The following is a 24,520-nucleotide window of genomic DNA, read 5'->3' on the forward strand; positions in this document are numbered from 1 at the left end:
GTTCCCCCGCGTCCCCGCCCCGTCACCCCGATCGCAAAAGCGCCACCCCCGCCTCGCGCTCGAACAGGTACAGCGCCACCCGCGCCGCCTGTCCCCGCGCGCCCTCCAGTCCGCCGTCGCGGTCGATCAGCAGCCGCGCGTCGTCGGTCGCGGCGGGGAGCAGCTCGCCGAGCAGCTCGGGCGTGGCGAGCCGGAACATCGCCTCGCCCGACTGGCGCGTGCCGAGCAGCTCGCCCGCGCCGCGCAGCCGCAGGTCCTCCTCGGCGATGCGGAAGCCGTCGTTGGTCTCGCGCATCAGCGCCAGCCGCGCGCGCGCGGTCTCGCTCAGCGACCCGCCGCGCAGCAGCAGGCACACCGAGCGCCCCCCGCCGCGCCCGACCCGCCCGCGCAGCTGGTGGAGCTGCGCCAGCCCGAAGCGATCGGCGTGCTCGATCACGATCAGCGTCGCGTTGGGCACGTCGACGCCCACCTCGATCACCGTGGTCGCCACCAGCACGCCCGCCGCGTTGGCGGAGAAGCGCGCCATCACCGCGTCCTTCTCGGGCCCGCGCATCCGGCCATGGACCAGCGCCACGCGGTCGCCGAAACGCTCCTGGAGCGAGGCCGCACGCGCCTCCGCCGCCTGCAGGTCGCTGGTCGCGCTCTCCTCCACCAGCGGGCAGACCCAATAGGCCTGCTTGCCCTCGGCGAGGTGGCGACCGAGCGCGTTGACCACCTCGTCGATCCGCTCCTCCGAGACGACGCGCGTCTCGATCGGCTCGCGCCCTGGCGGCATCTCGTCGAGCCGGCTCTGGTCCATCTCGCCGTGCAGCGCGAGCGTCAGCGTGCGCGGGATCGGGGTCGCGGTCATCGCCAGCACGTGCGGCGGGGTCTGGCCCTTGGCCTGGAGCAGCATCCGCTCGGCCACGCCGAACCGGTGCTGCTCGTCCACCACCACCAGCCCGAGGTCGCGGTAGCGCACCGCCTCCTGGAAGATCGCGTGCGTGCCGACCAGCAGCTGGATCGAGCCGTCGGCCAGCCCCATCAGCGTCGCCTCGCGCGCGCGACCCTTGTCGCGCCCGGTCAGCACCGCGATCTCGACCGGCAGGCCGGCGAGCAGGCGGCGGAGCGTCTCGAGATGCTGGCGCGCGAGGATCTCGGTCGGTGCGAGCAGCGCGCCCTGCGCCCCCGCCTCGATCGCGATCAGCAGCGCCATCGCCGCCACCAATGTCTTGCCCGCGCCGACGTCGCCCTGGAGCAGCCGCAGCATCGGCGCGCTCTGCGCCAGGTCACCCTCGATCTCGCGCACGCTGCGCGCCTGCGCGCCGGTGAGCTGATAGGGCAGCCGCAGGAGGTCGCGCAGCCGCCCGTCGCCCCGCAACGAGCGCCCGCGACGCTTGCGGGTGTCAGCGCGCACCAGCGACAGCGCGAGCTGGTTGGCGAAGATCTCGTCATAGGCGAGCCGCGCCCGCGCCACCGCGTCGGCTGGATCGGCGTGGATCCGCTCCACCGCGGCGCGCCAGTCGGGCCAGTCGTGGCGCGCCTTGAGGCTGGGCTCGATCCACTCGTCCAGCACCGGCGCACGCGCCACCGCCTGCTCGACCAGGGCGGCGAGCCGGCGCGAGGTCAGCCCCTCGCTCAGCGGATAGATCGCCTCGCGCGCGCGGAACCCCTCCTCCTCGCCGCCGATCTCGGGATGGACGATCTGGAGCGTCTCGCCGTAGCGGTCGAGCCGGCCCGAGACTCGCTTGGGCTCGCCGAGCGGCAGCTGCTTGCGCGCCCAGCCCGAGCCCCCGCCGAAGAACACCAGGCTCGCATGGTTGCCCGCCGCGTCGGTCGCCTGCACCCGCGTCGGCGCGCGCGGGCTGGAGCCGCTGCGATACTCGCGTGGGGTCAGCGTGATCGCGATCGTGCGGCCGACGTCGATCGCGTCGAGCGCGTCGCGCGCGACGCGATCGACCCAGCCCGAGGGCAGATGGAACAGCAGGTCGACCGCGCGCGCGATGCCGAGCCGGTCGAGCGGCTTGGCCAGCGCCGGGCCGACGCCCTTGAGCGCGGCCACCTCGGCGAACAGCGGATTGAGGATCTCGGGTCGCATGACTATGTACCGCCCGACTATTCTGCCTCCCGCCGTCGCGCCAGCGAAAGCTCGCGGCGGCGTCGTGGCGGCGCTTCGCTATGGCATCACGGGTCCGCGGCGCGGTCCCATGGGAGATCACGTGGATCAGAACATTCGGCTCAAGCGGCTGCGCTTCCGCGCCTGGCATCGCGGCACGCGCGAGGCCGACCTGATGATCGGCGGCTTCTTCGACGCGCATGCGGCCGGCTGGACGCCCGCGCAGCTCGACTGGTTCGAGCGGCTGTTGGAGGAGCAGGACGTCGACATCATGGGCTGGGCGATCGGCTCGCTGCCCTGCCCGCCCGAGTGGGAGGGTGAGATGATGGAGGTGATGCGGCGCGTGGACTTCGTGACGATCCCGTGAGCCGGCGGCGTGAGCCCCACGCCGCCTTCGTCCCGTCATCCCGGACTTGTTCCGGGACCCACTGATCCCCCCGGATCGAACCCGCCGACGAGGCGGCGGTGGCCCCCGGGAACAAGTCCGGGGGGTGACGGCGTAGCGGCGGCGGCGGGCACGGCCCGCGCTCCATCGACCGCTCCGCGCGCCCGCGAATGACCCCGACCAAGGACCCGAATGCCCGACCTCAGCAAGATCCTCCGTGCCACCACCCCGCTGACGCTCGCGGGCGTGCCCGCCGGCTTCCTGCCCGCGCTGCTCGCCGATCTCGCGCGTGCGGCGCCGCTGCGCGCGGTGTTCGTCGCGGCCGATGAGGCACAGATGCGGGGGCTCGCCGCCACCGCGCCCTTCTTCGCGCCCGAGCTCGAGATCGTTCAGCTCCCCGCCTGGGACTGTCTCCCCTACGACCGCGCCTCACCGACGCTGCGGGTGATGGCGGAGCGGATCGGCGCGCTCCATCGCCTCCAGCAGAAGCCGCGCGCCCCGCAGCTGGTGCTCACCACGGTCAACGCGCTCACCCAGCGCACGCTCACGCCGTTCCGCCTGCGCCAGCTCGTGGCCGAGCTGAAGCCCGGCGCGCGGATCGACCGCGACCGGCTCGCGGCGCTGCTCCAGGCCAACGGCTATGTCCGCACCGACACCGTCCACGACCAGGGTGAATATGCGGTGCGCGGCGGCATCGTCGATCTCTTCCCCAGCGGCGAGGAGCAGGCGCTGCGGCTCGACTTCTTCGGCGACGAGATCGAGAGCGTGCGCAGCTTCGACCCGGCCGACCAGCGCACCACCGGTCGGCTCGACGGCTTCGTGCTGCTCCCCGCCTCCGAGGCCCTGCTCGACGACGACAGCGTCAAGCGCTTCCGCGCGCGCTACCGCGAGACCTTCGGCGCCACCGCGACCGGCGACCCGCTCTACCAGGCGGTGAGCGAGGGGCGCCGCCTCGCGGGGATGGAGCATTGGCTGCCGCTGTTCGAGGAGAAACTGGCGACGGTCTGGGACCATCTCGGCGCCGACGCGGTGGTGGTGCGCGACAGCGGCACACCCGCCGCGGCCGAGAGCCGGCTCGACTCGATCGCGGACTATTATGAGAACCGCAAGCGCGCCGAGGCGGCCGAGCCGGGCAGCTATCGCGCGCTGCCCGCCAAGACGCTCTACCTCGACGCCGACGAATGGGCGCGCGAGGTGGCGGCGATGCCGGCGCATCTCGCCACCGCCTTCCACGAGCCCGAGTCCGCCAATGTGCTCGACTTCCAGGTCGACGGGCCGCGCGACTTCGCGCCGGAGCGTGCGGCGCAGGCGAACGTCTACGAGGCGGTGGTGGCGCATGTCGCCAAGCTGCGCCGCGACGGGCGCAAGCCGGTGCTCGCCAGCTACTCGGTCGGCGCGCGCGAGCGGCTGCGCTCGCTGCTCGAGGACCATGGCCTCACCGGCGCGCGGCTGACCGAGACGTGGCAGGAGTCGCTCGGCGCCGCCGACCGCGGCGTGGCGATGGCGGTGGTCGGGCTCGACCACGGCTTCACCGCGCCCGACGTCGCGGTGCTCACCGAGCAGGACATGCTCGGCGACCGGCTGGTGCGCCGCGCCAAGCGCCGCAAGTCGGCCGACGCGTTCCTCGCCGAGCTGGCGACGCTGTCGCCGGGCGATCTCGTCGTCCACAGCGACCACGGCATCGGGCGCTACGTCGGGCTGACCCAGGTGCCGGTGGCGCGCGCGCCGCACGACTGCGTCGCGCTCGAATATGCCGGCGGCGACAAGCTCTACATCCCGGTCGAGAACCTCGAGGTGCTGTCGCGCTACGGCTCGTCCGAGGAAGGCGCCGCGCTCGACCGGCTCGGCGGCGAGGCGTGGCAGCGGCGCAAGTCGCGGATGAAGGAGCGAATCCGCGAGATCGCGGGCGAGCTGATCGCGGTAGCGGCGGAGCGCGCGCTGCGCCCGGGCGAGGTCGCCGAGCCCGACAGCGCCGGCTATCCCGCCTTCGTCGACCGCTTTCCCTATACCGAGACCGACGACCAGGATCGCGCGATCGAGGAGGTGCTGGCCGATCTGTCCGCGGGCAAGCCGATGGACCGGCTGATCGTCGGCGACGTCGGCTTCGGCAAGACCGAGATCGCGCTGCGCGCCGCCTTCGTCGCCGCGATGGCGGGGATGCAGGTCGCGGTGGTCTGCCCGACGACGCTGCTGGCGCGCCAGCATTACAACAACTTTACCTCACGTTTCGAGGGCTTCCCGATCGAGATCGGGCGCCTCTCGCGGCTCGTCCCCGCCGCCGAGGCGAAGCGCGTCAAGGACGGGCTGGCGAGCGGGGCGATCGACATCGTGATCGGCACCCATGCGCTGCTCGCCAAGACAATCGACTTCAAGCGGCTCGGGCTCGTCATCGTCGATGAGGAGCAGCGCTTCGGCGTGACCCACAAGGAGCGGCTCAAGACGCTGCGCGCGGACGTGCACATGCTCACGCTCACCGCCACGCCGATCCCGCGCACGCTGCAGATGGCGATGAGCGGGCTGCGCGAGCTGTCAGTGATCCAGACCCCGCCGGTCGACCGGCTCGCGGTGCGCACCTATGTCATGCCGTGGGACCCGGTGGTGCTGCGCGAGGCGCTGCTGCGCGAACATTATCGCGGTGGCCAGAGCTTCCTCGTCACGCCCCGCGTCGCCGACCTGCCCGACATCGAGGACTATCTGCGCCGGGAGGTGCCCGAGATCCGCTACGTCGTCGCGCACGGCCAGATGGCGCCGAGCGAGGTGGAGGAGCGGATGAGCGCCTTCTACGACAAGAAGTTCGAGGTGCTGGTCTCGACGACGATCATCGAGAGCGGGATCGACATCCCGTCGGCGAACACGATCATCGTCAACCGCGCCGACCGCTTCGGGCTGGCACAGCTCTACCAGCTGCGCGGGCGCGTCGGCCGCTCCAAGACGCGCGCCTATGCCTATATGGTCGCGCCGCCCGAGCGGCAGATGACCGACGCCGCCGAGAAGCGCCTCAAGGTGCTGAGCGACCTCGACTCGCTCGGCGCGGGCTTCCAGCTCGCCAGCCACGACCTTGACATCCGCGGCGCGGGAAACCTGCTCGGCGACGAGCAGTCGGGGCATATCAAGGAGGTCGGCTACGAGCTCTACCAGTCGATGCTGGAGGAGGCGATCATGGAGGCCAAGGCCGGCGGCATTCGCGAGCGCCAGCGCGACTTCTCGCCGCAGATCAGCGTCGACGCGCCGATCCTGATCCCGGAGGAGTATGTGCCCGACCTCGACCTGCGCATGGGCCTGTACCGTCGACTCAACGAGATCGACGAGGTGGGCGGGCTGGAGAGCTTCGCCGCCGAGATGATCGACCGCTTCGGCGCGCTGCCCGAAGCGACCGACAATCTGGTCAAGGTGATGGAGATCAAGCTCAACGCGCGCACGGCGTGCGTGGCCAAGCTGGACGTGGGGCCCAAGGGCGCGCTGGTCACCTTCCACGACGACAGGCCGCCCAACGTGCCGGGGCTGCTCGCCTATGTCGACCGGCTGGGCGGCGTGGCGAAGCTGCGGCCCGACAGCAAGCTGGCGCTGACGCGCGCCTGGGGGGATCCCAAGGCGCGGCTGCACGGCGCACTGCAATTGTCGAAGGGGCTCGCCAAGGCGGCCGCGTGAGCGGCGGCGGAGTGTCGCACGCCGGTGAGTCTCTCCAGATCTCTGCGTGCCACCCCGGCGAAGGCCGGGGTCCAGGTGGAGAGGCCATGGTGAGTTCCTCGGCCGTCACCCGACTGGACCCCGGCCTCCGCCGGGGTGGCAGGTTGGCGGGGGTGCGTCGTTCGACCATCCAGCCGCGTCGATGAGCCGCGCCCCCCTCCCCGTCGTCGTTCCCCGGCGGAGGTCGGGGCTTAGGTGGAAAAGCCATCGGGTGACGAGACACCTCACCTCCCCGGCCGCTGCCCCGTCAGCTGCTGTGATCCGAGATGATGCGCCACCCCTCCCTGCGCCGCTCGAACAGCAGCGTCGTCAGCCCGGTCTGCGGCGCGGCGCCGTCCGTCGGTGTCAGCGTCCAGCGCGCGACGTGGAGCAGGTGGACCGCGCTCAGCGGCCGCCACATCACCGGCGTGAAGCTCAGCCGCCCCCGCACGTTGCCGCCGCCGACGAAGCTCTTGGCGTAGCGCGCCGCGATCGCGTCCTTGCCGCGCGCCACCTCGCCGCCCGCGACATAGACCGCGTCGGGCGCGTAGATCGCGGTGAAGCGCGCGAGGTCGCCCGCGTTCCAGCCGGCGGCGCTGTCCGCCATCACCGCCTCGACCTGCGCCTGCGGCGTCGCCGCCGCGACCGCCGCCGCCCAGACCAACATCGTCGCGCTCATCGTGCCACCTCCGCCTCGTCGCCGACCGCCTCGGCCAGTTCGTCCGCGTCGAACCGCTCGCGCGTCATCGCGAAGCTGCCGGCGTAATCGGCGAACGACCAGTCGCCGCGCACCTCCGTCCCGCGCGGGTCGACGGTGCCGCGATAATCGACGGCGTGCACCAGCACCTCGCCGTCATATTGTTTCACGAAGGCGACCCCCGCGCCGTCGCGCCGCCCGCTCACCAGCGCGCGGCGGACCGGCTCCAGCCCGAGGTCGTCGGGCTCGCTGATCGTGCCGCTCAGCGCGCCATCGCGCTCGCTCAGCCGCGCGATGAACTGGTTCGACTGCACGCCGTCCGCACCCTCGTAGCGCCCGTACCAGGTGCCGCCGAGGTCGCGCGGGTCGGTCACGCCGCGAGCCGCGCCTGCAGTGCCGCGTCGTCGAGCGGCCCGGCCCAGAGGAAGCCCTGGTAGAAGGTGCATCCCCGCTGCGCCAACAGCGCGCGCTCGTCCTCGCTCTCCACCCCTTCCGCCACCGTCTCCAGCCCGAGCCCCGCCGCGATCGCGATCACGCCCTCGACGACGACGCGGTCGCGCGCGTCGCCGGTGATGGTCTGTACCAGGCTACGGTCGATCTTGAGATAGTCGAGCGGCAGCCGCGTGAGATAGGACAGGCTGGAATAGCCGGTACCGAAATCGTCGAGCGCGACGCGGCAGCCCGCCGCGCGCAGCGCGGTGAGCGAGACGGCGGCGCCGTCGAGGTCGTCGATCAGTCCGGTCTCGGTCACCTCGGCGGTGACTCGCTCGAACCCCACGCCCGAGGCGCGCACCCGCGCGAGGAAGCGCTCGACGAAGGGCGCGCGCGCCATGTCGGCGGCGGTGACGTTGACCGCGATCCGCAGCCCCCCCATCCGCGCCGGCCAGCGCGCGGCGCGCTCGAGCGCCAGCGCCTGCACCTGGTCCGACAGCGCCACGCCCAGGTCGGCGCGATGCGCCGCGGCGAGCAGCGTCTCCGCGCCGAGCACGCCCAGCCGCGGGTGCTGCCAGCGCGCCAGCGCCTCCACCCCGGTGACCGCGCCGTCGGCGAGCCGCACCTGCGGCTGAAAGCGCACGTCGATCTCGCCGCGCTCGATCGCGCGGTGCAGGTCGGCGGCGAGCGCGGCGAGCGGCACGCCCTCGTGCTCGGCGGCGACCCGCGTCGTCGCGCCGTCGCTGGCGCGGGCGCGCGCGAGCGCCTCTGCGGCGCGGCGCAGCAGATGCTCGGCGGGCTCGTCCTCGGTCATCCGCGCCACGCCGATGCGCGCGCCGACATGGATCGTCTCGCCCTCGATCGCGAACGGCTGCTCCAGCGCGCGCTCGATCCGGCTGACCGCGGCGTCGCCGGTCGCGGCGTCCCCCGCGACGACGATCGTGAAGGTCGCGCCGCCGCGCACCGCCGCCATCTCGTACCCGGCGAGCTCGGCGGCGAGCCGCTCCGCCATCGCCTCGACCAGCTGGTCGCCGGCCGCGCGGCCGTAGGCGGTGTTGACGATCTCGAAGCTGGTCGGCGCGGCGACGATCGCGGTGACGCCGCGCGCCGCATGGGCCTCGACGAGGCGCAGCTGCTCGGCGCTGGCCGCGCTCTCCCCCGGGCGCCGCCCGCCCCGCTGCATCGCCCGTGACCGCCGCTCCATCCCGCGCTTGGTAGGCGCGGGCGCGGCGCGCGGCAATCATCTTGCTCTGCCGTGAACGACTCCCTAGCTCTCTGCGTTGTGCCAGTCATGGACCTAGACCGCGCGCCCGCGCCCCTCGTCGACTCGTTCGGCCGCGCCATCCGTTATCTCCGAGTGTCGGTCACCGACCGCTGCGACCTGCGCTGCCGCTATTGCATGGCGGAGCACATGACCTTCCTGCCGCGCGACCAGATCGCCTCGCTCGAGGAGCTGGCGATCATCGCCGAGCGTTTCGTCGCGCGCGGCGTGCGCAAGATCCGCCTGTCGGGCGGCGAGCCGCTGGTGCGGCGCGACGTGATGATGCTGGTCGAGCGGCTCGGCCGCCATATCGGCACCGCGCTGGACGAGCTGACGATGACGACCAACGGCACGCGGCTGCGCCGCTACGCCGCCGATTTGGTCGATGCCGGGGTGCGCCGAGTCAACGTCAGCCTCGACACGCTCGACCCCGAGCGCTTCCGCTACATCACCCGCCACGGTGACGTCGCCGAGGTGCTCGACGGCATCGCCGCCGCGCGCGAGGCCGGCCTCGCGGTCAAGATCAACATGGTCGCGCTCAAGGGCCTCAACGAGGACGATATCGCGCCGATGCTGCGCTGGTGCGTCGCCGAGGGCCATGACCTCACGCTGATCGAGACGATGCCGCTCGGCGCGATCGACGAGGATCGCGCCGACCGCTTCCTGCCGCTCACCGACGTGAAGGAGCGGCTCGACCGCGAGTTCGCGCTGACCCGCGACGCGGCGGTGACCGGTGGGCCGGCGCGCTACTGGCGGGTCGACGGCGGCGGCACCCGGCTGGGGCTGATCTCGCCGCTCACCGCTAATTTCTGCGACGGCTGCAACCGCGTGCGGCTGACCACCGAGGGCAGGCTGTACACCTGCCTCGGCCACGACGATCAGCGCGACCTGCGCGCGGCGCTGCGCGCCGGCGGCGTGGGCGCGCTGGATGCCGCGATCGAGGACGCGCTGCTGACCAAGCCGCGCCGCCACGATTTCCGCATCGCGCGCGACGCCGCCCCGGCGGTGGCGCGGCACATGAGCGTCACCGGCGGATGAGCCGCTACCCGCGGCGGGCGCTGGTCGCCTCGCCCACCGCCCCGGCGCAGGCCGCGCGCGCCGAGCTGGCCGACACCTGGGACTGGTGCGCGCTCGACGAGGCCGACATGGTGGTCGCGCTCGGCGGCGACGGCTTCATGCTCCAGACGCTGCACAATCTGCTGGAACGGCGCCGCGCGATCGTCCCGGTGTTCGGGATGAACCTGGGCACGGTCGGCTTCCTGATGAACGAGTGGCGCCGCCACGACCTCGACGGCCGGATCGAGCGCGCCCGCGCCTTCCAGGTCACGCCGCTGACCGCCACGGCCACCGGCGTGGATGGGCGCGTCCACACGCTTCCCGCGATCAACGAGGTGTCGCTGCTGCGCGAGACGCGCCAGACCGCCAAGGTCGAGGTGAAGATCAACGACCGTATCGTGATCGACGAGCTGTCGTGCGACGGCGTGCTGGTCGCCACGCCGGCCGGCTCGACCGCGTACAACCTGTCCGCGCACGGGCCGATCCTCCCGCTCGGCTCGCAGATGCTGGCGCTGACGCCGATCAGCGCCTTCCGGCCGCGACGCTGGCGCGGCGCGATCCTGCCCGACCGGACGCGCGTGTCGCTGCGCGTGCTCGACTCGAACAAGCGCCCCGTCTCGGCGGTGGCGGACCAGCGCGAGGTGCGCGACGTGACCCAGGTCGACATCGCGATGGACCGCGCGCGCGAGCTGACCTTGCTCTTCGATCCCGAGCACGCGCTCGACGATCGGATCGCGATGGAGCAGTTCGTCGCCTGATCGCGCGCGTGGCGCGAAAGGGTATTGCGCCGCGCGAAACCCCGGCTATAGACGCCCTCCACAGCGTTCCCCGATAGCTCAGCGGTAGAGCTCTCGACTGTTAATCGAGCGGCCGTTGGTTCGAATCCAACTCGGGGAGCCACTTTCCACATCACTGAGCAAGCGCCCATGTCCAATGGCTCGGGCACGTGGTCTGCTGTGCCCGGCAAGGCGTGCCGTACCCGTGATAGGTAACGCTACCAGCCACTTGCCAGGTTTTGATGAATGGCAGCATGTCCAGCTTCGGCACGTGTGGCGCGACCCGTCGTAAGCTCGATCGATCAGCCGCTCTCCCGGGTCAAGCGGCAAGGCAAGTCAAGCGTTTAGTCGGCGCTTTGGCCCCCAAGGTCCGCAATCTTGACTGACGTAGCGTCCGTTTAGCTTCCGTTGAAAACGGTTACACTTGGTCACGCTTACAAGTGTCGGAAGTTTCACATTGATCGGACAAGCGGCGGGGGTTACAAGCCGCGTGGTAGCGCTCATCAAAGCGCACCATTGAAGCCTCGCCGTGCGACGCGGCGGGATTAGGGGGGATGATGGAAGACCGGCTTCGACTTGCACGTGTTGTTAACGTTCACCGGCGGTCGCTCCGCGCCGGCGCCTCGCTCGCCGCGCTGCTCGCGCTGGGGCTGAGCGGCACCGCCTGGGCGCAGGCCGAGGTCCAGCCGATCGCTCCCGACGCCAGCCAGGCCGCCGCCCCCGGCCAGGACCAGGGTGAGTCCGGCGCCAGCGACCCCGGCGACGTTGTCGTCACCGGCCGCCGTGCCGCGCTCCAGGCCGCCGACGACCGCAAGCGCCGCAGCGAGACCATCATCGACTCGGTCGTCGCCGACGACGCCGGCAAACTGCCCGACAATTCGATCACCGAGGTGCTCCAGCGCGTCTCGGGCGTGTCGATCGTGCGCTTCGCCGCGCTCGGCGACCCGGATCACTATTCGGTCCAGGGCTCGGGCGTGCAGGTGCGCGGCCTCACCGGCGTCGCCTCGCGCCTCAACGGCCGCGAGATCTTCAGCGCCAACAACGGCCGCGCCATCCTGTGGAGCGACGTCACGCCCGAGCTGATGGCGGCGGTCGACGTCTACAAGGCCTCCACCGCCGACCTGATCGAGGGCGGCACCGGCGGCCAGATCGACCTGCGCACCAAGCTGCCGTTCGACTTCGACGGCGGCTTCCACGTCGCCGGCACGGGCGAGCTGGCGCTGGGCGACATGGCCAACAAGGCCGACCCGACCGGCTCGTTCCTCGTCACCAAGAGCTTCGACACGGGCATCGGCCGGATCGGCGTGCTCGCCGACCTCGCCTTCAGCCAGTTCAGCTCGCTGTCGCAGTTCCTCCGCACCAGCCCCTATTTCCTGACGAAGCTGAGCGACGGCAGCGAGAAGTACGTGCCGAGCGGCTTCGCCTACGGCGACGAGGCGTTCCAATACCGCCGCTACGGCATCTACGGCGCGGTGCAATGGGCGCCGAGCGACTCACTGACCTTCACCGGCACCTTCTTCCAGTCGCGCTACAAGAGCCAGTCGAGCGACTATGGCACCCAGCTCGACTCGCAGACGCTAACGGTCAATCCCGCCACGAGCACCTTCGACAGCGATGGTCTGCTGCTCTCCACCGACGCGCTGTACAACCGCAACACCGACACGTTCGCGCCGACCAACGCCGCGATCACCAGCAGCGGCAACAAGGGCTTCGTCCAGAGCAACACGGTGACTCGCGACTACTCGCTGTCGTTCGCCTACGCGCCCGACGGCGGCCCGTTCTCGATCAAGGGCGCGATCCAGCGGGTCGACTCGCATCAGGTCTACGACCGAATCGATATCTTCCGCGACGTCGGCTTCGGCAACAGCTACGGCATCGACCTGACCGGCGACCTGCCGCTGATCAGCGTCGGCGCCGACACCCGCGCCGCCTTCGCCGACCCGTCGAACTATTTCTGGTCGGCGTCGATGCCGCACAATGAGAACAACAAGGGCCGGCTCGACAGCGCCCAGGTCGACGCCGAATATACGTTCGACGACAGCTTCTTCCGCTCGGTCAAGCTGGGCGCCCGCGCGGCGGAGCGCAAGGAGCGCGACTTCGCCAACGGCTACAACTGGACCGCGCTGGGCCGCGGCTGGAACGGCGACCCGCAGCTCACCTATGCCAACGCCGTGCCGGGCGACGTCGCGGTCCATACGTTCGACGATTTCTTCCGCGGCAACACCGCTCTGCCCGGCAACCTGATGTTCGCGACCCAGGCGCTGGCGTCGCGCTACAATCGCGATCGCACCGGGCTGGTCCAGTCGCCGCCGGCCGGCTTCTGCCCCGCTGGCACCGAGTTCAACTGCTCGGCCTCCGGCCCGCTGCCGGTGGGCAGCGGCTATGGCGGCGCCGCGGGCATCCGCCCGGTCGGCTTCGTGCTGCCGGGCGATCAGGTCGACAACCGCACGCGCAACATCGCGGGGTACGCGCTGCTCCGCTTCGGGCCGCAGGACAACATGCCCGGCATCGCGGGCAACATCGGCCTGCGCGTCGTCAACATCCGCAACCAGGGCAGCGGTTACGTCCAGCAGAACGGCGGGACTCCCTACCTGCGGAACGGAACGCTGCAGACGCTGGCGAACACCTTCGTGCCGCGCGGCGGCGAGGCCGAGTTCACGCGCTTCCTGCCCTCGATCAACCTCGAGTTCTCGCCTAGTGCCAAGGTGAAGCTGCGCGGCAGCTACAACGTGACGCTCGACCTGCCGAGCTTCAACGCGCTGCGTTCCTCGGGCTCGGTCGGTATCGCCACCATCCCCAACCCGGGTGGTACCGGGCTCACCCCGGTCTTCGCCAACTTCACCGCGGACACGGGCAACCCGCTGCTCAAGCCGACGCTGTCGAACAATTTCGACATCTCCGTGGAATATTACGCGCGCGCCGGCACGTCCTTCCACGTCGCGCCGTTCTTCAAGCGCATCAAGAACCTTCCGATCTTCTCGGTCACCGAACGACAGGTGAACCTCGTGTTCACCGACGGCTCGACCGAGACCGCCACCGCGACCGCGTCGGACTATATTAACTCCAGCAAGGCGGCGACGGTGAAGGGCGTCGAGGTCGGTGGCCGCTTCTTCCTCGACATGCTGCCCGGCTTCCTCAGCGGCTTCGGCTTCGAGGGCAATTACACCTTCATCGACAGCAGCAACCCCGGAGACCTGTATCGCGACATTCGCGGCGCGATCCGCAACGACGCGCCGCTGGTCGGCCTCTCGAAGCACAATGCCAACGCCACCCTGCTCTACGAGCGCAACCCCTTCTCGCTGCGCGTCGCTTACTCGTGGCGCTCGCGTTACCTGCTGTCGACCAACAGCAACGGCACGAATGGCACGTACAATTACTATAGCGCCCCCGGCGTGCTGACCGACCTGGACGGTGGCGCCAACACCAGCACGCAGATCGCGCTGCCGATCTACGGCGGCAATTACGGGTCGCTCGACGCCGGCGTCCGCTTCAAGGTGACCGACAATTTCTCCTTCGGCGTGCAGGGCACCAACCTCACCGCCTCGACCCAGCGGACGCTGATGGGCGGCTACCCCAACGGGCGGCTCGTCGGTCGCAGCTGGTTCCAGTCGGACCGTCGCATCAGCACGGGCATCAACCTGTCGTTCTGATAGGATGCGCTGCCCCGCCGGTCGGCGGCGGGGCAGCGGGAGGACGGGCATGAGGAAGCGCGTGCTGATCGTCGGAGGCGGCACCGCGGGGTGGCTCACCGCGGGCTATCTCGCCAAGCGGCTCGGCGCGGACCTCGCCGACGGCGTGGCGATCACCTTGGTCGAGTCCAAGGACATCGGCGTGCTCGGCGTCGGCGAGGGCACCTTCCCGACGATCAGGCGCACGCTCGCCACGATCGGGGTCGACGAGGCCGAGCTGGTGCGCCGCTGCGGCGCCACCTTCAAGCAGGGCGCGCGCTTCGTGCACTGGCAGCGCGCGCCGGGCACGCCGGGGCGCGACCATTATATGCATCCGTTCCAGGTGGCCGAGGCGCCGGGCGGGCTCGAGCTGCTGCCTTATTGGCTCAGCGGCGCGGCGGGTGACGCCGAATGGGACGAGGTCTCCACCCCGCAGAAGGCCGCCGCCGACGCGGCGCGCGCGCCCAAGCTGCCGACCCACCCCGATTATGTCGGCCCGCTCAACTATGCCTTCCACTTCGACGCGGTCGCGCTCGCCAGTTTGCTGCGCGAGCGCGCGATCGCCAACGGCGTCGCCCATATCGTCGACACCGTCACCGCGGTGGCGCTCGACGAGAGCGGCGCGATCGAGCGGGTCGAGACCGAGCGCGCCGGCGCGCTCACCGCGGACCTGTACGTCGACTGCACCGGCTTTCGTGCCGAGCTGATCGGCAGGGCGATGGGCGTACCGTTCCGCTCGTGCCGCGACGTGCTGTTCTGCGACCGCGCGCTCGCCGCGCAGCTGCCCTATGACGCGGCGGACGCGCCGATCGCGTCGCAGACCATCTCCACCGCGCAGGAGGCGGGCTGGATCTGGGACATCGGGCTCGACCGGCGCCGCGGCATCGGCCACGTCTACTCGTCGGATCACAGCGACGACGACGCTGCGGAGCGCGCGCTGCGGCGTTATCTCGGGCCGCACGGCGACCAGGCCGAGGTGCGGCGCTTCCGCTTCGAGGCGGGCTTCCGCGAGGTCAACTGGCGGCGCAACTGCGTCGCGGTCGGCCTGTCGAGCGGCTTCTTCGAGCCGCTCGAGGCGACCGGCATCGCCTTCGCCGAGGTGTCGGCGGCGATGATCGCCAACCTCTTCCCGTGGAGCGGCGACTATGAGACGTCGGCGCGCCAGTTCAACGCCAACCTGCTGCGAAGGTACGAGCGCGCGCTCGACTTCATCAAGCTGCACTATTGCCTGTCGGAGCGGCGCGACACCGACTTCTGGCGCGACAACGTCGCCGACACCTCGAACACCGCCAGCCTGCTCGAGCTGCTCGACCGCTGGCGCCATCGCTGGCCCAACGAGCTCGACATCGACCCGCAGGTCGACATCTTCACCGAGGCGAGCTGGCAATACGTCCTCTACGGCATGGGCTGGCGCACCGACCTGAGCGCGCGCGCCGGCGCGCTGCGCTACCGCGAGGACGCGCGCCGCGCCTTCGGCGAGGTGCGGCGGCAGGTCGGCGTCGCGCTCGCCAACCTGCCGGCGCACCGCGCGTTGGTCGAGGCCGCGCAGCACCGCGGCTTCGGCGCCGCCGCGGCCTGAACCGCGCTCAGAAGGTCACGCCGGCGGCGTGCAGCGCGGCCTCGGCGACGTCGACGCTGCTGCCCTCCGGCAATGGCATCGCGATCGCGCGCGTATAAGGGGTCAGCACGCGGGCCGCGAAGCCCTCGCGGCGCGCGTCCAGCGCCGACCAGCCGACGCAGAAATCATAGGCGAGGCCGACGAGCACGCAGCGCCGCACGCCTCTGTCGCGGAGGTAGCCGGCGAGGCCCGTCGCGGTCCTGCGGTCGTTCTCGTAGAAGGCCGAGTAGGAGTCGACCGCGGGGTCGGCGCCCTTGCGCAGGATCAGCCCGGCGCGCGCGACCGCGCCCGCGACGTCGGGGTGGAAGTCGGCGCCCGCGCTGCCCTGGACGCAATGATCGGGCCACAGCACCTGCTCGCCATAGGGCATGCGCACCGTGTCGAAGGCACCGGATCCGGGATGGCTACTCGCGAACGACGAGTGGCCGGCCGGATGCCAGTCCTGCGTGACGACGACGTGGCGGAAGCGCTGGGCGAGCGCGGCGATGGGTGCCATCACCGCGTCGCCGTCCGCCACCGGGAGCCGGCCGCCGGGGCAGAAGTCGAGCTGCGGATCGACCACGATCAGCGCGTCCTCGGCGGTGTAGTGGTCGCCGTCCATCGTCCGCCCCTTCGCGCTTCCGCCCTGAAGCGGGCCATCCTTATTTCTGCCCCGCAGCATAGGCGTGGGTCCGCTCGACGCCACCCCGCCTCAGCATCCTATCGCACCCCGTCTCCGCATGCTCGCACCGCCTCCCCGCAGGGGGTCGACACATCGCGCCACCCCCTTGACGGCGGAGCGTTTCCGTTCATCGCACGTTCCACTCGCCTCGGCTACACGACGACAGTCGTGCCGCCCTGGTGCGATTGGAGTGACTCGCCATGTTGAAGAAATGGGGCCGCACTGCCGCCGTCGTGGCGCTGGCGGCCAGCACCACGTTGGTCGCGGCGTGCGCGACCGAGACCGCCTACCGCCCGGCGACCGGATCGGGCTTCTATCGCACCGGCTACAGCGACACCCGCATCGAGCCGAACCGCTTCCGCGTGACCTTCGCGGGTAACACCGTCACCGATCGCGACGTGGTGGAGCGCTACCTGCTGTTCCGCGCGGCCGAGCTGACGCTGCAGAACGGCTATGACTATTTTGTCATGGCCGATCGCGACACCGATCGTCAGGCGCGTACCTATTCGACGCCGGGTTACGGCGGATTCGGTCCCGGCTTCGGCGCGTTCGGCGGCGGCCTGTGGGGGCCGCGCTGGGGCTTCTACGGCCGCGGCTTCGGTTATCGCGCCTGGGACCCGTTCTGGGGTGGCCCGTGGGGCGGCTTCGGCGGCGGCGCCGACATCCGCACCGTCGACCGCTACGAGGCCTCAGCCGAGATCGTGATGTTCAAGGGTTCGCCCGAGCCGGGCAACGTCCGCGCCTTCAACGCGCGCCAGGTGGTCGAGACGGTCGGGCCGTCGATCAGGCTCCCCAAGGCGTCCTGATCCGTACTGGAGGTCGATCAGGGCCGCGACCGGTCGGGTCGCGGCCCTTCGCGTTCTCTCCGGGTCAGAACGCCATCGCGGCCTTGAGCCCGACCACGCCGATGTCTCCGGCCGAGCGCACCCCGCCGGGACGGTGAATCCATTGCAGGTTCGGCCGCAGGTCGAGCCAGCGCGCGAAATGGGCGTTGTAGAAGAGCTCGCCGCTATATTCGGCGTCGCGCGGGGGCATGGCGGTGCGCCGCGACTCGTCGAGCGCGAGCCGCTGGTTCACGCCGGTGCGCGCCACCGCCACCCCGATCGCGTCGCCGAGCCGCCCCGGCAACGGTGCGTCGTAGAAGGCGCCCAGCGCCACTTGGCTACTCTTGCGCGCGGTGGCGCGGTCGATCTCGGTCACCTTGAAGAACAGACTCAGCCCCGACACCACCTTGCCGTCCGCCGCGGTGCCCGAGACCTGCTGCTGCAGCGAGACATAGACGCCGTGGTGCCCATGGCGGCGCAGCGGCGGGGCGCCGGTGAGCGCGCGCGCGCGGCGGTCACCGTCGAGCAGCACGTCATCGCTGTCGCCGGTGGCATACCAGCCACCGGCCTTGTACGTGGCGAGCCTCTCGCCATCGCCACCGCGCACCGCGCCCAGTTCGACCGGCACCAGCACTCCGGTCGCGCCGTGCAGATGCGCGAGGGTGAAATCGGTGTCGAGGTTGCGCGGGTTGATCTCATAGGCGCCGGCCGCGACATAGCCGCCTTTCCCGGCCGCCACACGGAGCCGTGTGCCCCACTGGCCGATCGGCCAATTGTGCCAGTAATCGCCGGCGAGCGCGCCCGGGCTCGCCGCGCAGAAAGCCAGGTTCATGAAGTCGCAGGAGAAGACCGCGAAATCCTCGCCCGGGTAGCTGCGCCCCAGCTTCACCGCGACGCCGTCGCCCAGCTTCTGCTCCCACCATGCCTGGGTGAGCCGGACGACGTTGCCGCGACCGTAGATCTCCTGCACCTGCTGGAGCAGGCCTAGATCGGCGGCCACGCCCAGGCTGCGACCGCGACGCCACGTCAGCGTCGTCTTGACGATGCCGCCGCGCACGCCGGCGAGCCGCTCCATGTCGACGGTCGCGCCGGCGGCGAGCTGCGACGCCTCGCGCACCAGCGAGCGCGCCCCGCCGACGGGGTTATAGGCGGTCTCAGAGACGTAACGTGCGCTCACCGTCACCGCGCGGCGGCAGCGCGCCGTCGCCGGACCGACGCGGCGACAGTGTGCGCGGACGGCGTGCGGCGAGGCGTCCGCCGCGGCGGGCTGCGCCACCGCGGGCGCACCCAGCCCGAGCACGCCCGCGGCGGCGATCATCACTCCCTTCCCGACCATCACCCGCGTCCCCGGCTTCCTCGATGAAGCCATCATGGGACGGAAGAGACAGTCGGGGGCGGCCGCGGCGCCGCGTCTCCCCGGCCCGGGTCAGACGCGCGTCAGTCGCGCAGCAGGTCGTTGATGCTCGTCTTGCTGCGGGTCTGCGCGTCGACGCGCTTGACGATCACGGCGCAGTAGAGCGCCGGCCTGCCGTCCCCCCCGCCGAGCGAGCCCGGCACCACCACGGCATAGGGCGGGACCTCGCCGCGGAAAACCTCGCCGCTCTCGCGGTCGACGATCTTGGTGGAGGCTCCGAGATAGACGCCCATCGAGAGCACCGCGCCCTCGCCGACGCGCACGCCTTCCGCCACCTCGGCGCGCGCGCCGATGAAAGCCCCGTCGCCGATGATGACGGGGTCGGCCTGGAGCGGCTCGAGCACGCCGCCGATCCCGGCCCCGCCCGAGAGATGGACGTTGCGCCCGATCTGCGCGCAGCTGCCGACCGTCGCCCAGGTGTCGACCATCGTCCCCTCGCCCACGTGAGCGCCGATGTTGACGAAGCTGGGCATCAGGATCGCACCCTTGCCGACGAAGGCGCCGCGCCGCACCACGCTGCCCGGCACGGCGCGAAAGCCGGCGCCGCGGAACTCGGCCTCGCTCCAGCCCGAGAATTTGCTCGGTACCTTGTCGAACCAATGGCCCGCACCCGGACCGTTGTCGATCAGCGCGTTATCGTTGAGGCGGAAGCTGAGCAGCACCGCTTTCTTGAGCCACTGGTTGACGCGCCAGCCGCCCGCCCCGTCTGGCTCGGCGACGCGCGCCTCGCCGGCGTCGAGCAGCGCCAGCGCGCGATCGACCGCCGCGCGGATCTCGCCCGCGGTGGTGAGGCCGAGCTCGGCGCGCTGCTCCCAGGCGGCGTCGATGGTGGCGGCGAGATCGGTCGTCATTGGTCCTCCAACAGGGTCTCGAGCCAGGCGGTGAGATCGGTCACGCGGTAGTCGACGTAGGAGCGGTCGGTGTCGTGGTCCTGCTCGGACCCGTTGTCGACCCACACCGTCGCCATGCCGATCGCCTTGGCGGGTCTGAGGTTGCGCGCCATGTCCTCGACGAAGAGGGCGCGCGTGGGATCGATGCCGAAGGCGTCGCACAGCCCCTGATAGGCCGCGGGCGCGGGCTTGGGCACCAGGTTCATCGCGGTGATGTCGTGCACCGCCTCGAAGCTGGCGCCGAGGCCGAGCCGATCGAGCACCTTGAGCGCATAGGGCCTGTCGCCGTTGGTGAAGACCAGCTTGCGCCCGGGCAGACGCGCCAGCGCCGCGGCGAGCGGCGCGTTCTCCTCCAGCGCGTCCATCTCGATGTCGTGGACATAGGCGAGGAAGGCCGCGGGATCGATCTCGTGGTGCGCCATCAGCCCCGCGAGCGTGGTGCCGTGGCCGAGGAAATAGTCCTTCTGCACCCGCCGCGCCTCCACCGGATCGAGCCCGAGCAGCTCGCCGACGAAGGCGGTCATCCGCCGGTCGATCAGCGCGAACAGGTCGGCGCTGGCCGGATAGAGCGTGTTGTCGAGATCGAAGATCCAGGTACGGATGTGCGCGAGCGCTGGCAGCATGGCGCGGGGCTGTAGTGCCACTCTTCCGCGCGAGCAACGCGCCTCGCGTATGCGGTACGGTGAATCCCGGACCAAGTCCGGGATGACGGCTGAGGGATTTTTGGCGCGCTATGAAGCGGTGCCAGAGCCGCATCCACCAAGCCCCCACCGTGAAGGTGAGCTGCCCTCCCCGCGCCGCGCGTGCCCAAGCCACGCTTCGCCCGCGCCAAGCCACGCTCGTCTGGCAAAGTACAGCCGCCCTCCCCACCTCTCTCCCCATGACGCTCTACTCCCTCCTCGATCTCGTCCCCGTCACCGAGTCCGGCTCGGTCGCGGAGTCGCTCCGCAACGCCGCCGACCTCGCGCGCCACGCCGAGGCGCTCGGCTACGAGCGCTACTGGGTCGCGGAGCATCACGGCATGACCGGCATCGCCTCGGCGGCGACCGCGGTGGTGATCGCGCACGTCGGCCAGGCGACCAGCACCATCCGCGTCGGCGCGGGCGGGATCATGCTGCCCAACTCGGCGCCGCTGCAGATCGCCGAGCAGTTCGGCACGCTCGACGCACTCTTCCCTGGCCGCATCGACCTCGGCCTCGGCCGCGCGCCCGGCTCGGACCAGCGCGTCGCGCACGCGCTGCGCCGCAACCTGAGCAGCGACGCCAACGAGTTCCCGCGCGACGTCGTCGAGCTGCAGAGCTATTTCGCCGATGACGGCCGCACTGGCATCACCGCCACCCCCGGCGCCGGCGCCAGGCCGCAGATGTGGATCCTCGGCTCCAGCCTGTTCGGCGCGCAGCTCGCCGCGATGCTGGGCCTGCCCTACGCCTTCGCCTCGCATTTCGCGCCCGACGCGCTCGACCAGGCGCTGGCGATCTACCGCCGCGACTTCCGCCCGTCCGCGACGCTCGAGCGACCCTATGCCATGGCGGGCTTCAACGTCTTCGCCGCCGACACGCGCGACGAAGCGGAGCTGATCGCCAGCTCGCAGCAGCAGCAGTTCGTCGCGCTGCGCACCGGCAATCCCGGTCGCATGAAGCCGCCGGTGCCGGGCTACCGCGCCTCGCTGCCGCCTCAGCACGCCGCCATCCTCGATCACGCGCTGTCGGCCAGCGCGATCGGCACGCGCGACGAGGTCGCCCGCGGCATCGCCGCCTTCGTCGCGCGCACCGGCGTGGACGAGCTGATGATCACGAGCGCGGTCTACGACCATCAGGCGCGGCGTCGCTCGATCGCGCTGGCGGCGGACGCGATGCAGGAGCTCAAGCTGGCGGCATAATCCGGCGGTTTACGGTCCAAGCGCGCCCTTGCCGCGCGGCCATCGCGCCGCTAACCGCACGCGATGGCGCGCGTCGGCATCATCATGGGATCCACCTCCGACTGGGAGACGATGCGCCACGCGAGCGAGACGCTCGAGGCGCTCGGCGTCGCGCATGAGACCAAGGTCGTCTCGGCGCACCGCACCCCACGGCGCCTCTACGACTACGCCAGCGGCGCGGCGGCGCGCGGGCTCCAGGTGATCGTCGCAGGCGCGGGCGGGGCGGCACACCTGCCCGGCATGGCGGCGTCGATGACCCATCTGCCGGTGCTCGGCGTGCCGGTCGAGTCCAAGGCGCTCAAGGGCATGGATAGCCTGCTCTCGATCGTGCAGATGCCGGGCGGCGTGCCGGTCGGCACGCTGGCGATCGGCAAGGCGGGCGCGATCAACGCCGGCCTGCTCGCCGCCGCGATCCTGGCGCTCGGCGACGCCGACCTCTCCGCCCGGCTCCAGGCGTGGCGCGAGCGGCAGACCGACTCGGTCGCGGTCGACCCCGCATGAGCGATGGGCCGATCCCGCCGGGCAGCACGATCGGTATCCTCGGCGGCGGCCAGCTCGGTCGCATGATCGCCAGCGCCGCGGCCGACCTCGGCTACCGCACCCACGTGCTCGCGCCCGACCGCGAGAGCGTCGCGGCGCAGACCGCCTCGTCGCTGACGCGCGCCGACTATCACAACAAGGTGGTGCTCGCCGACTTCGCCGCGCAGGTCGACGTCGTCACCTATGAGTTCGAGAATGTCGCCGCCGGCCCGGTCGAGTGGCTGGCCGAGCGCGTGCCGGTCTATCCCGGGCCGAAGAGCCTCGCGGTGGCGCAGGACCGGATCAAGGAGAAGAGCTTCGTCGAGCGCGTCGGCGGTCGCCCCGCGCGCTGGCGCGCGGTGACCTCGCGCGAGGAGCTCGACGACGCCCTCGCCGCGATCGGCTGCCCCGCGGTGCTCAAGACGACCCGCTTCGGCTATGACGGCAAGGGCCAGGCGCGGCTCGCCTCGGCCGCCGACGCCGATGCCGCCTGGGAGGCGATCGGCGGCCCCGCGGTACTCGAGGCGTTCGTCGCGTTCAGCCACGAGTTCTCGATCGTGCTGGTGCGCGGGCGCGACGGCGCGATGACGAGCTACCCGCCGCCGTGGAACGAGCATCGCGACGGCATCCTGCACCGCTCCACCCTCCCCGCCCCGCCCGAGATCGCGCGCCAGTGGACCGAGGCGGCAGCGCTGACCGGCCGCATCGCCGACGCGCTCGATCATGTCGGCGTGCTCACCTGCGAGTATTTCGCGAGCGCGGAGGGCCCGGTGTTCAACGAGATGGCGCCGCGCGTCCACAATAGCGGGCACTGGACGATCGAGGGCGCGGCGACCTCGCAGTTCGCCAACCACGTCCGCGCGATCTGCGGCCTGCCGCTGGGCGACACCGGGCTCACCGCGGCGCAGGTGGCGATGGAGAATCTCATCGGCGACGAGTGGGAGCGCTGGCCCGAGATCGTCGCCGAGCCGGGCGCGTACCTCCACCTCTACGGCAAGCGCGAGAGCCGCGCCGGACGCAAGATGGGGCATGTGACGCGCCTGACTCGCTGAGGCGAGTGGGGCAGCGCCGCCTCCGCAACGGCGGCGGCGCGGAGCAAAGCCGGGCGCGGGGGGTTGCAGTGGCGTAACGATCCCCGAGGTTCACCGAATGACGATCCCGCGGCGCCGTGTCGAGAACGGCGGCTTGCTCCTGTTCCTGCTGCTCATCAGCGTCGCGCTGGTGGCGGTCGTGTCGAGCTTCCTCGGCGCGCTGCTCTGGGCCGCGCTGGCGGCCCTGCTGTTCCAGCCGCTGTATCAGCGGCTGCTGCGGCGCTGGCCCGAGCGGCGCAACATGGCGGCGGCGGTGACGCTGCTGATCATCACCGTGGCGGTGGTCATCCCGGCGCTGATCGTCGGCAGCCTCGTGGTCGACCAGGCGGCGGGCGTCTACACCCAGATTCGCGGCGGCCAGATCAACTTCGCGACCTATTTCCAGCAGGTCCACGACGCGCTGCCGCGGCGGCTGCAGGGGCTGCTCGACAATTTCGGCTTCAACAGCTTCGAACGCGCGCAGGCACAGCTCAGCGCGGCGGTGAGCAACAGCGCCAGCACGCTGACGCGGCGCGCCCTGTCGATCGGCGCCAACGCGGCCGCGTTCCTGCTGGCCTTCGGCGTGGGGCTGTACGTCACCTTCTTCCTGCTGCGCGACGGCGATCGGATCGGGCCGACGGTGGTGCGCGCGCTGCCGCTCGAGCCGACGGTGGCGGGCAAGCTCGCCGACAAGTTCGTCGCGGTGGTGCGCGCGACGATCAAGGGATCGGGCGTGGTCGCGATCGTCCAGGGTGCGCTGGGCGCCGTCACTTTCTGGATCGTCGGCCTGCCAGCGGCGCTGCTCTGGGGCATCCTGATGGCGATCGCGGCGCTGCTGCCCGCGGTGGGGCCGGCGATCATCTGGGCGCCGGTTGCGCTGTATCTCTTCGCCACCGGCGCGATCTGGCAGGCGGTGGTGGTGATCCTGTCGGGTGTGCTGGTGATCGGGCTCGCCGACAATATCCTGCGCCCCATCCTGGTGGGGCGCGACACGGGCATCCCCGACTGGCTGGTGCTGGTGACGACGCTGGGCGGCATCGACCTGGTCGGGCTCAGCGGGATCGTGGTCGGGCCGCTGGTCGGCGCGCTGTTCATCACCGGCTGGCAGGTGCTGACCGAGCAGCGCGCGGCGCAGCGGGCCGCGGACGATGCTCCCTCCCCTTGAGGGCAAGCTGGGGTGGGGCGTCGCCGTCTCACCGAGACCGGCGTCGTCCCGCAGATGCCCCACCCCAACCCCTCCCCAAGAGGGGAGGGGCTTAACTCACCTCATGCCGTACGCGTGCCCGACAGCGGGAAGCTGCCGAACGCGCCCGCGCCGACGCTGCCCGTGATCGTGTCGCCGTCCACCGTCGCGGCGATGTCGAGTGTCATCGGCATCGGCGAGGTCATCTGCTGCTTCCACGCCAGCGTGTCGCCGTCCACCGTGCCCTGCACGTCCGAGGCGCCCATCGCGCCCGAGGCCTGGCCGGTGAAGGTGTCGCCCTGCGACGTCACCGTCAGCGTCAGCTTCTGATCGCCCAGCGGCGACTTCACGGTGCAATCGTAGGTCCCGTCCACTCCGGCCATCACG

General features: G+C 71.3%; 20 protein-coding genes and 1 tRNA gene. 12 read left to right on the forward strand and 9 right to left on the reverse strand.

Annotated elements, in window-relative coordinates; translation table 11 throughout:
• Positions 1-22: 22 nt before the first annotated feature.
• Positions 23-2,077, reverse strand: coding sequence for an ATP-dependent DNA helicase RecG (gene recG, locus KZ813_RS07340; RefSeq protein ID WP_219754328.1), 2,055 nt, complete (start codon positions 2,075-2,077; stop codon positions 23-25).
• A gap of 121 nt (positions 2,078-2,198) precedes the next feature.
• Here recG and KZ813_RS07345 point away from each other — a divergent pair, with 121 nt between their 5' ends.
• Entirely contained in the window at positions 2,199-2,462 is a 264-nt protein-coding gene (locus KZ813_RS07345) for an FAD assembly factor SdhE (RefSeq protein ID WP_219754329.1), read from the forward strand.
• A gap of 210 nt (positions 2,463-2,672) precedes the next feature.
• A complete protein-coding gene (gene mfd / locus KZ813_RS07350; protein WP_219754330.1) occupies positions 2,673-6,128 on the forward strand; it encodes a transcription-repair coupling factor in 3,456 nt (1,151 codons plus the stop codon).
• A gap of 286 nt (positions 6,129-6,414) precedes the next feature.
• Here mfd and KZ813_RS07355 read toward each other — a convergent pair whose 3' ends face one another.
• The 3 genes from KZ813_RS07355 to KZ813_RS07365 are packed head-to-tail and all read right to left on the reverse strand — an operon-like array spanning position 6,415 to position 8,479.
• Positions 6,415-6,825 carry a YybH family protein gene (locus KZ813_RS07355; protein ID WP_258046532.1) on the reverse strand — a complete coding sequence of 137 codons (411 nt, stop codon included), beginning with the start codon at positions 6,823-6,825 and terminating at the stop codon, positions 6,415-6,417.
• On the reverse strand, positions 6,822-7,217 hold the full coding sequence (locus tag KZ813_RS07360; protein ID WP_219754331.1) for a hypothetical protein: 396 nt from the start codon (positions 7,215-7,217) through the stop codon (positions 6,822-6,824). The genes KZ813_RS07355 and KZ813_RS07360 overlap by 4 nt, the downstream gene beginning before the upstream one ends.
• A complete protein-coding gene (locus KZ813_RS07365; protein WP_219754332.1) occupies positions 7,214-8,479 on the reverse strand; it encodes a GGDEF domain-containing phosphodiesterase in 1,266 nt (421 codons plus the stop codon). Before KZ813_RS07365 ends, KZ813_RS07360 begins: the two co-directional genes overlap by 4 nt.
• An 87-nt stretch (positions 8,480-8,566) precedes the next feature.
• On the opposite strand from KZ813_RS07365, the gene moaA reads away from it, so the two are divergent.
• The 5 genes from moaA to KZ813_RS07390 all read left to right on the forward strand — a co-directional run bounded on the left by moaA (position 8,567) and on the right by KZ813_RS07390 (position 15,615).
• Positions 8,567-9,574, forward strand: coding sequence for a GTP 3',8-cyclase MoaA (moaA, locus tag KZ813_RS07370; RefSeq protein WP_219754333.1), 1,008 nt, complete (start codon positions 8,567-8,569; stop codon positions 9,572-9,574).
• On the forward strand, positions 9,571-10,350 hold the full coding sequence (locus KZ813_RS07375) for an NAD kinase (protein WP_219754334.1): 780 nt from the start codon (positions 9,571-9,573) through the stop codon (positions 10,348-10,350). Before moaA ends, KZ813_RS07375 begins: the two co-directional genes overlap by 4 nt.
• A gap of 67 nt (positions 10,351-10,417) precedes the next feature.
• Positions 10,418-10,492, forward strand: a tRNA-Asn gene (locus KZ813_RS07380).
• A 433-nt stretch (positions 10,493-10,925) separates the two neighbouring features.
• Positions 10,926-14,018: a TonB-dependent receptor gene (locus tag KZ813_RS07385; protein ID WP_219754335.1), complete on the forward strand. Its 3,093-nt coding sequence runs from the start codon at positions 10,926-10,928 to the stop codon at positions 14,016-14,018.
• Positions 14,019-14,067: 49 nt separating this feature from the next.
• A complete protein-coding gene (locus KZ813_RS07390) occupies positions 14,068-15,615 on the forward strand; it encodes a tryptophan halogenase family protein (RefSeq protein ID WP_219754336.1) in 1,548 nt (515 codons plus the stop codon).
• A 7-nt stretch (positions 15,616-15,622) separates the two neighbouring features.
• On the opposite strand, the gene KZ813_RS07395 is transcribed toward KZ813_RS07390, so the two are convergent.
• Positions 15,623-16,255: a nicotinamidase gene (locus KZ813_RS07395; RefSeq protein ID WP_219754337.1), complete on the reverse strand. Its 633-nt coding sequence runs from the start codon at positions 16,253-16,255 to the stop codon at positions 15,623-15,625.
• Between the two features lie 260 nt (positions 16,256-16,515).
• On the opposite strand from KZ813_RS07395, the gene KZ813_RS07400 reads away from it, so the two are divergent.
• A complete protein-coding gene (locus KZ813_RS07400; protein ID WP_219754338.1) occupies positions 16,516-17,121 on the forward strand; it encodes a CC0125/CC1285 family lipoprotein in 606 nt (201 codons plus the stop codon).
• Positions 17,122-17,185: 64 nt separating this feature from the next.
• Here KZ813_RS07400 and KZ813_RS07405 read toward each other — a convergent pair whose 3' ends face one another.
• The 3 genes from KZ813_RS07405 to KZ813_RS07415 all read right to left on the reverse strand — a co-directional run bounded on the left by KZ813_RS07405 (position 17,186) and on the right by KZ813_RS07415 (position 20,066).
• On the reverse strand, positions 17,186-18,475 hold the full coding sequence (locus KZ813_RS07405; protein ID WP_219754339.1) for a carbohydrate porin: 1,290 nt from the start codon (positions 18,473-18,475) through the stop codon (positions 17,186-17,188).
• Between the two features lie 101 nt (positions 18,476-18,576).
• A complete protein-coding gene (gene dapD, locus KZ813_RS07410; protein ID WP_219754340.1) occupies positions 18,577-19,404 on the reverse strand; it encodes a 2,3,4,5-tetrahydropyridine-2,6-dicarboxylate N-succinyltransferase in 828 nt (275 codons plus the stop codon).
• On the reverse strand, positions 19,401-20,066 hold the full coding sequence (locus KZ813_RS07415) for a pyrimidine 5'-nucleotidase (RefSeq protein WP_219754341.1): 666 nt from the start codon (positions 20,064-20,066) through the stop codon (positions 19,401-19,403). The genes dapD and KZ813_RS07415 overlap by 4 nt, the downstream gene beginning before the upstream one ends.
• Positions 20,067-20,323: 257 nt before the next feature.
• Between KZ813_RS07415 and KZ813_RS07420 the strand changes: the two genes are divergently transcribed.
• The 4 genes from KZ813_RS07420 to KZ813_RS07435 all read left to right on the forward strand — a co-directional run bounded on the left by KZ813_RS07420 (position 20,324) and on the right by KZ813_RS07435 (position 24,115).
• On the forward strand, positions 20,324-21,322 hold the full coding sequence (locus KZ813_RS07420) for an LLM class flavin-dependent oxidoreductase (RefSeq protein WP_219754342.1): 999 nt from the start codon (positions 20,324-20,326) through the stop codon (positions 21,320-21,322).
• 63 nt (positions 21,323-21,385) lie between these two features.
• Positions 21,386-21,862: a 5-(carboxyamino)imidazole ribonucleotide mutase gene (purE, locus tag KZ813_RS07425; protein ID WP_258046533.1), complete on the forward strand. Its 477-nt coding sequence runs from the start codon at positions 21,386-21,388 to the stop codon at positions 21,860-21,862.
• Positions 21,859-22,932 (forward strand): 5-(carboxyamino)imidazole ribonucleotide synthase, encoded by a 1,074-nt coding sequence (locus KZ813_RS07430; protein WP_219754343.1) that lies wholly within the window; start codon positions 21,859-21,861, stop codon positions 22,930-22,932. Before purE ends, KZ813_RS07430 begins: the two co-directional genes overlap by 4 nt.
• A 97-nt stretch (positions 22,933-23,029) precedes the next feature.
• A complete protein-coding gene (locus KZ813_RS07435; RefSeq protein ID WP_219754344.1) occupies positions 23,030-24,115 on the forward strand; it encodes an AI-2E family transporter in 1,086 nt (361 codons plus the stop codon).
• A gap of 101 nt (positions 24,116-24,216) precedes the next feature.
• Here KZ813_RS07435 and KZ813_RS07440 read toward each other — a convergent pair whose 3' ends face one another.
• Complete coding sequence (locus KZ813_RS07440; protein WP_219754345.1) at positions 24,217-24,516, reverse strand: hypothetical protein; 300 nt, start codon at positions 24,514-24,516, stop codon at positions 24,217-24,219.
• Positions 24,517-24,520: the final 4 nt, after the last annotated feature.

Origin of the sequence: Sphingomonas folli (assembly GCF_019429525.1) — a bacterium.
Lineage (GTDB): Bacteria > Pseudomonadota > Alphaproteobacteria > Sphingomonadales > Sphingomonadaceae > Sphingomonas > Sphingomonas folii.

Coding starts and splice junctions, on each gene's coding strand:
- purE (WP_258046533.1), top strand. CDS start 21,386: ATGGCGCGCGTCGGCATCATCATGGGATCCACCTCCGACTGGGAGACG.
- dapD (WP_219754340.1), bottom strand. CDS start 19,404: ATGACGACCGATCTCGCCGCCACCATCGACGCCGCCTGGGAGCAGCGC.
- KZ813_RS07440 (WP_219754345.1), bottom strand. CDS start 24,516: ATGGCCGGAGTGGACGGGACCTACGATTGCACCGTGAAGTCGCCGCTG.
- mfd (WP_219754330.1), top strand. CDS start 2,673: ATGCCCGACCTCAGCAAGATCCTCCGTGCCACCACCCCGCTGACGCTC.
- KZ813_RS07355 (WP_258046532.1), bottom strand. CDS start 6,825: ATGAGCGCGACGATGTTGGTCTGGGCGGCGGCGGTCGCGGCGGCGACG.
- KZ813_RS07395 (WP_219754337.1), bottom strand. CDS start 16,255: ATGGACGGCGACCACTACACCGCCGAGGACGCGCTGATCGTGGTCGAT.
- KZ813_RS07400 (WP_219754338.1), top strand. CDS start 16,516: ATGTTGAAGAAATGGGGCCGCACTGCCGCCGTCGTGGCGCTGGCGGCC.
- KZ813_RS07375 (WP_219754334.1), top strand. CDS start 9,571: ATGAGCCGCTACCCGCGGCGGGCGCTGGTCGCCTCGCCCACCGCCCCG.
- KZ813_RS07435 (WP_219754344.1), top strand. CDS start 23,030: ATGACGATCCCGCGGCGCCGTGTCGAGAACGGCGGCTTGCTCCTGTTC.
- KZ813_RS07415 (WP_219754341.1), bottom strand. CDS start 20,066: ATGCTGCCAGCGCTCGCGCACATCCGTACCTGGATCTTCGATCTCGAC.
- KZ813_RS07365 (WP_219754332.1), bottom strand. CDS start 8,479: ATGGAGCGGCGGTCACGGGCGATGCAGCGGGGCGGGCGGCGCCCGGGG.
- KZ813_RS07385 (WP_219754335.1), top strand. CDS start 10,926: ATGGAAGACCGGCTTCGACTTGCACGTGTTGTTAACGTTCACCGGCGG.
- KZ813_RS07420 (WP_219754342.1), top strand. CDS start 20,324: ATGACGCTCTACTCCCTCCTCGATCTCGTCCCCGTCACCGAGTCCGGC.
- KZ813_RS07430 (WP_219754343.1), top strand. CDS start 21,859: ATGAGCGATGGGCCGATCCCGCCGGGCAGCACGATCGGTATCCTCGGC.
- recG (WP_219754328.1), bottom strand. CDS start 2,077: ATGCGACCCGAGATCCTCAATCCGCTGTTCGCCGAGGTGGCCGCGCTC.
- KZ813_RS07390 (WP_219754336.1), top strand. CDS start 14,068: ATGAGGAAGCGCGTGCTGATCGTCGGAGGCGGCACCGCGGGGTGGCTC.
- KZ813_RS07405 (WP_219754339.1), bottom strand. CDS start 18,475: ATGGTCGGGAAGGGAGTGATGATCGCCGCCGCGGGCGTGCTCGGGCTG.
- moaA (WP_219754333.1), top strand. CDS start 8,567: ATGGACCTAGACCGCGCGCCCGCGCCCCTCGTCGACTCGTTCGGCCGC.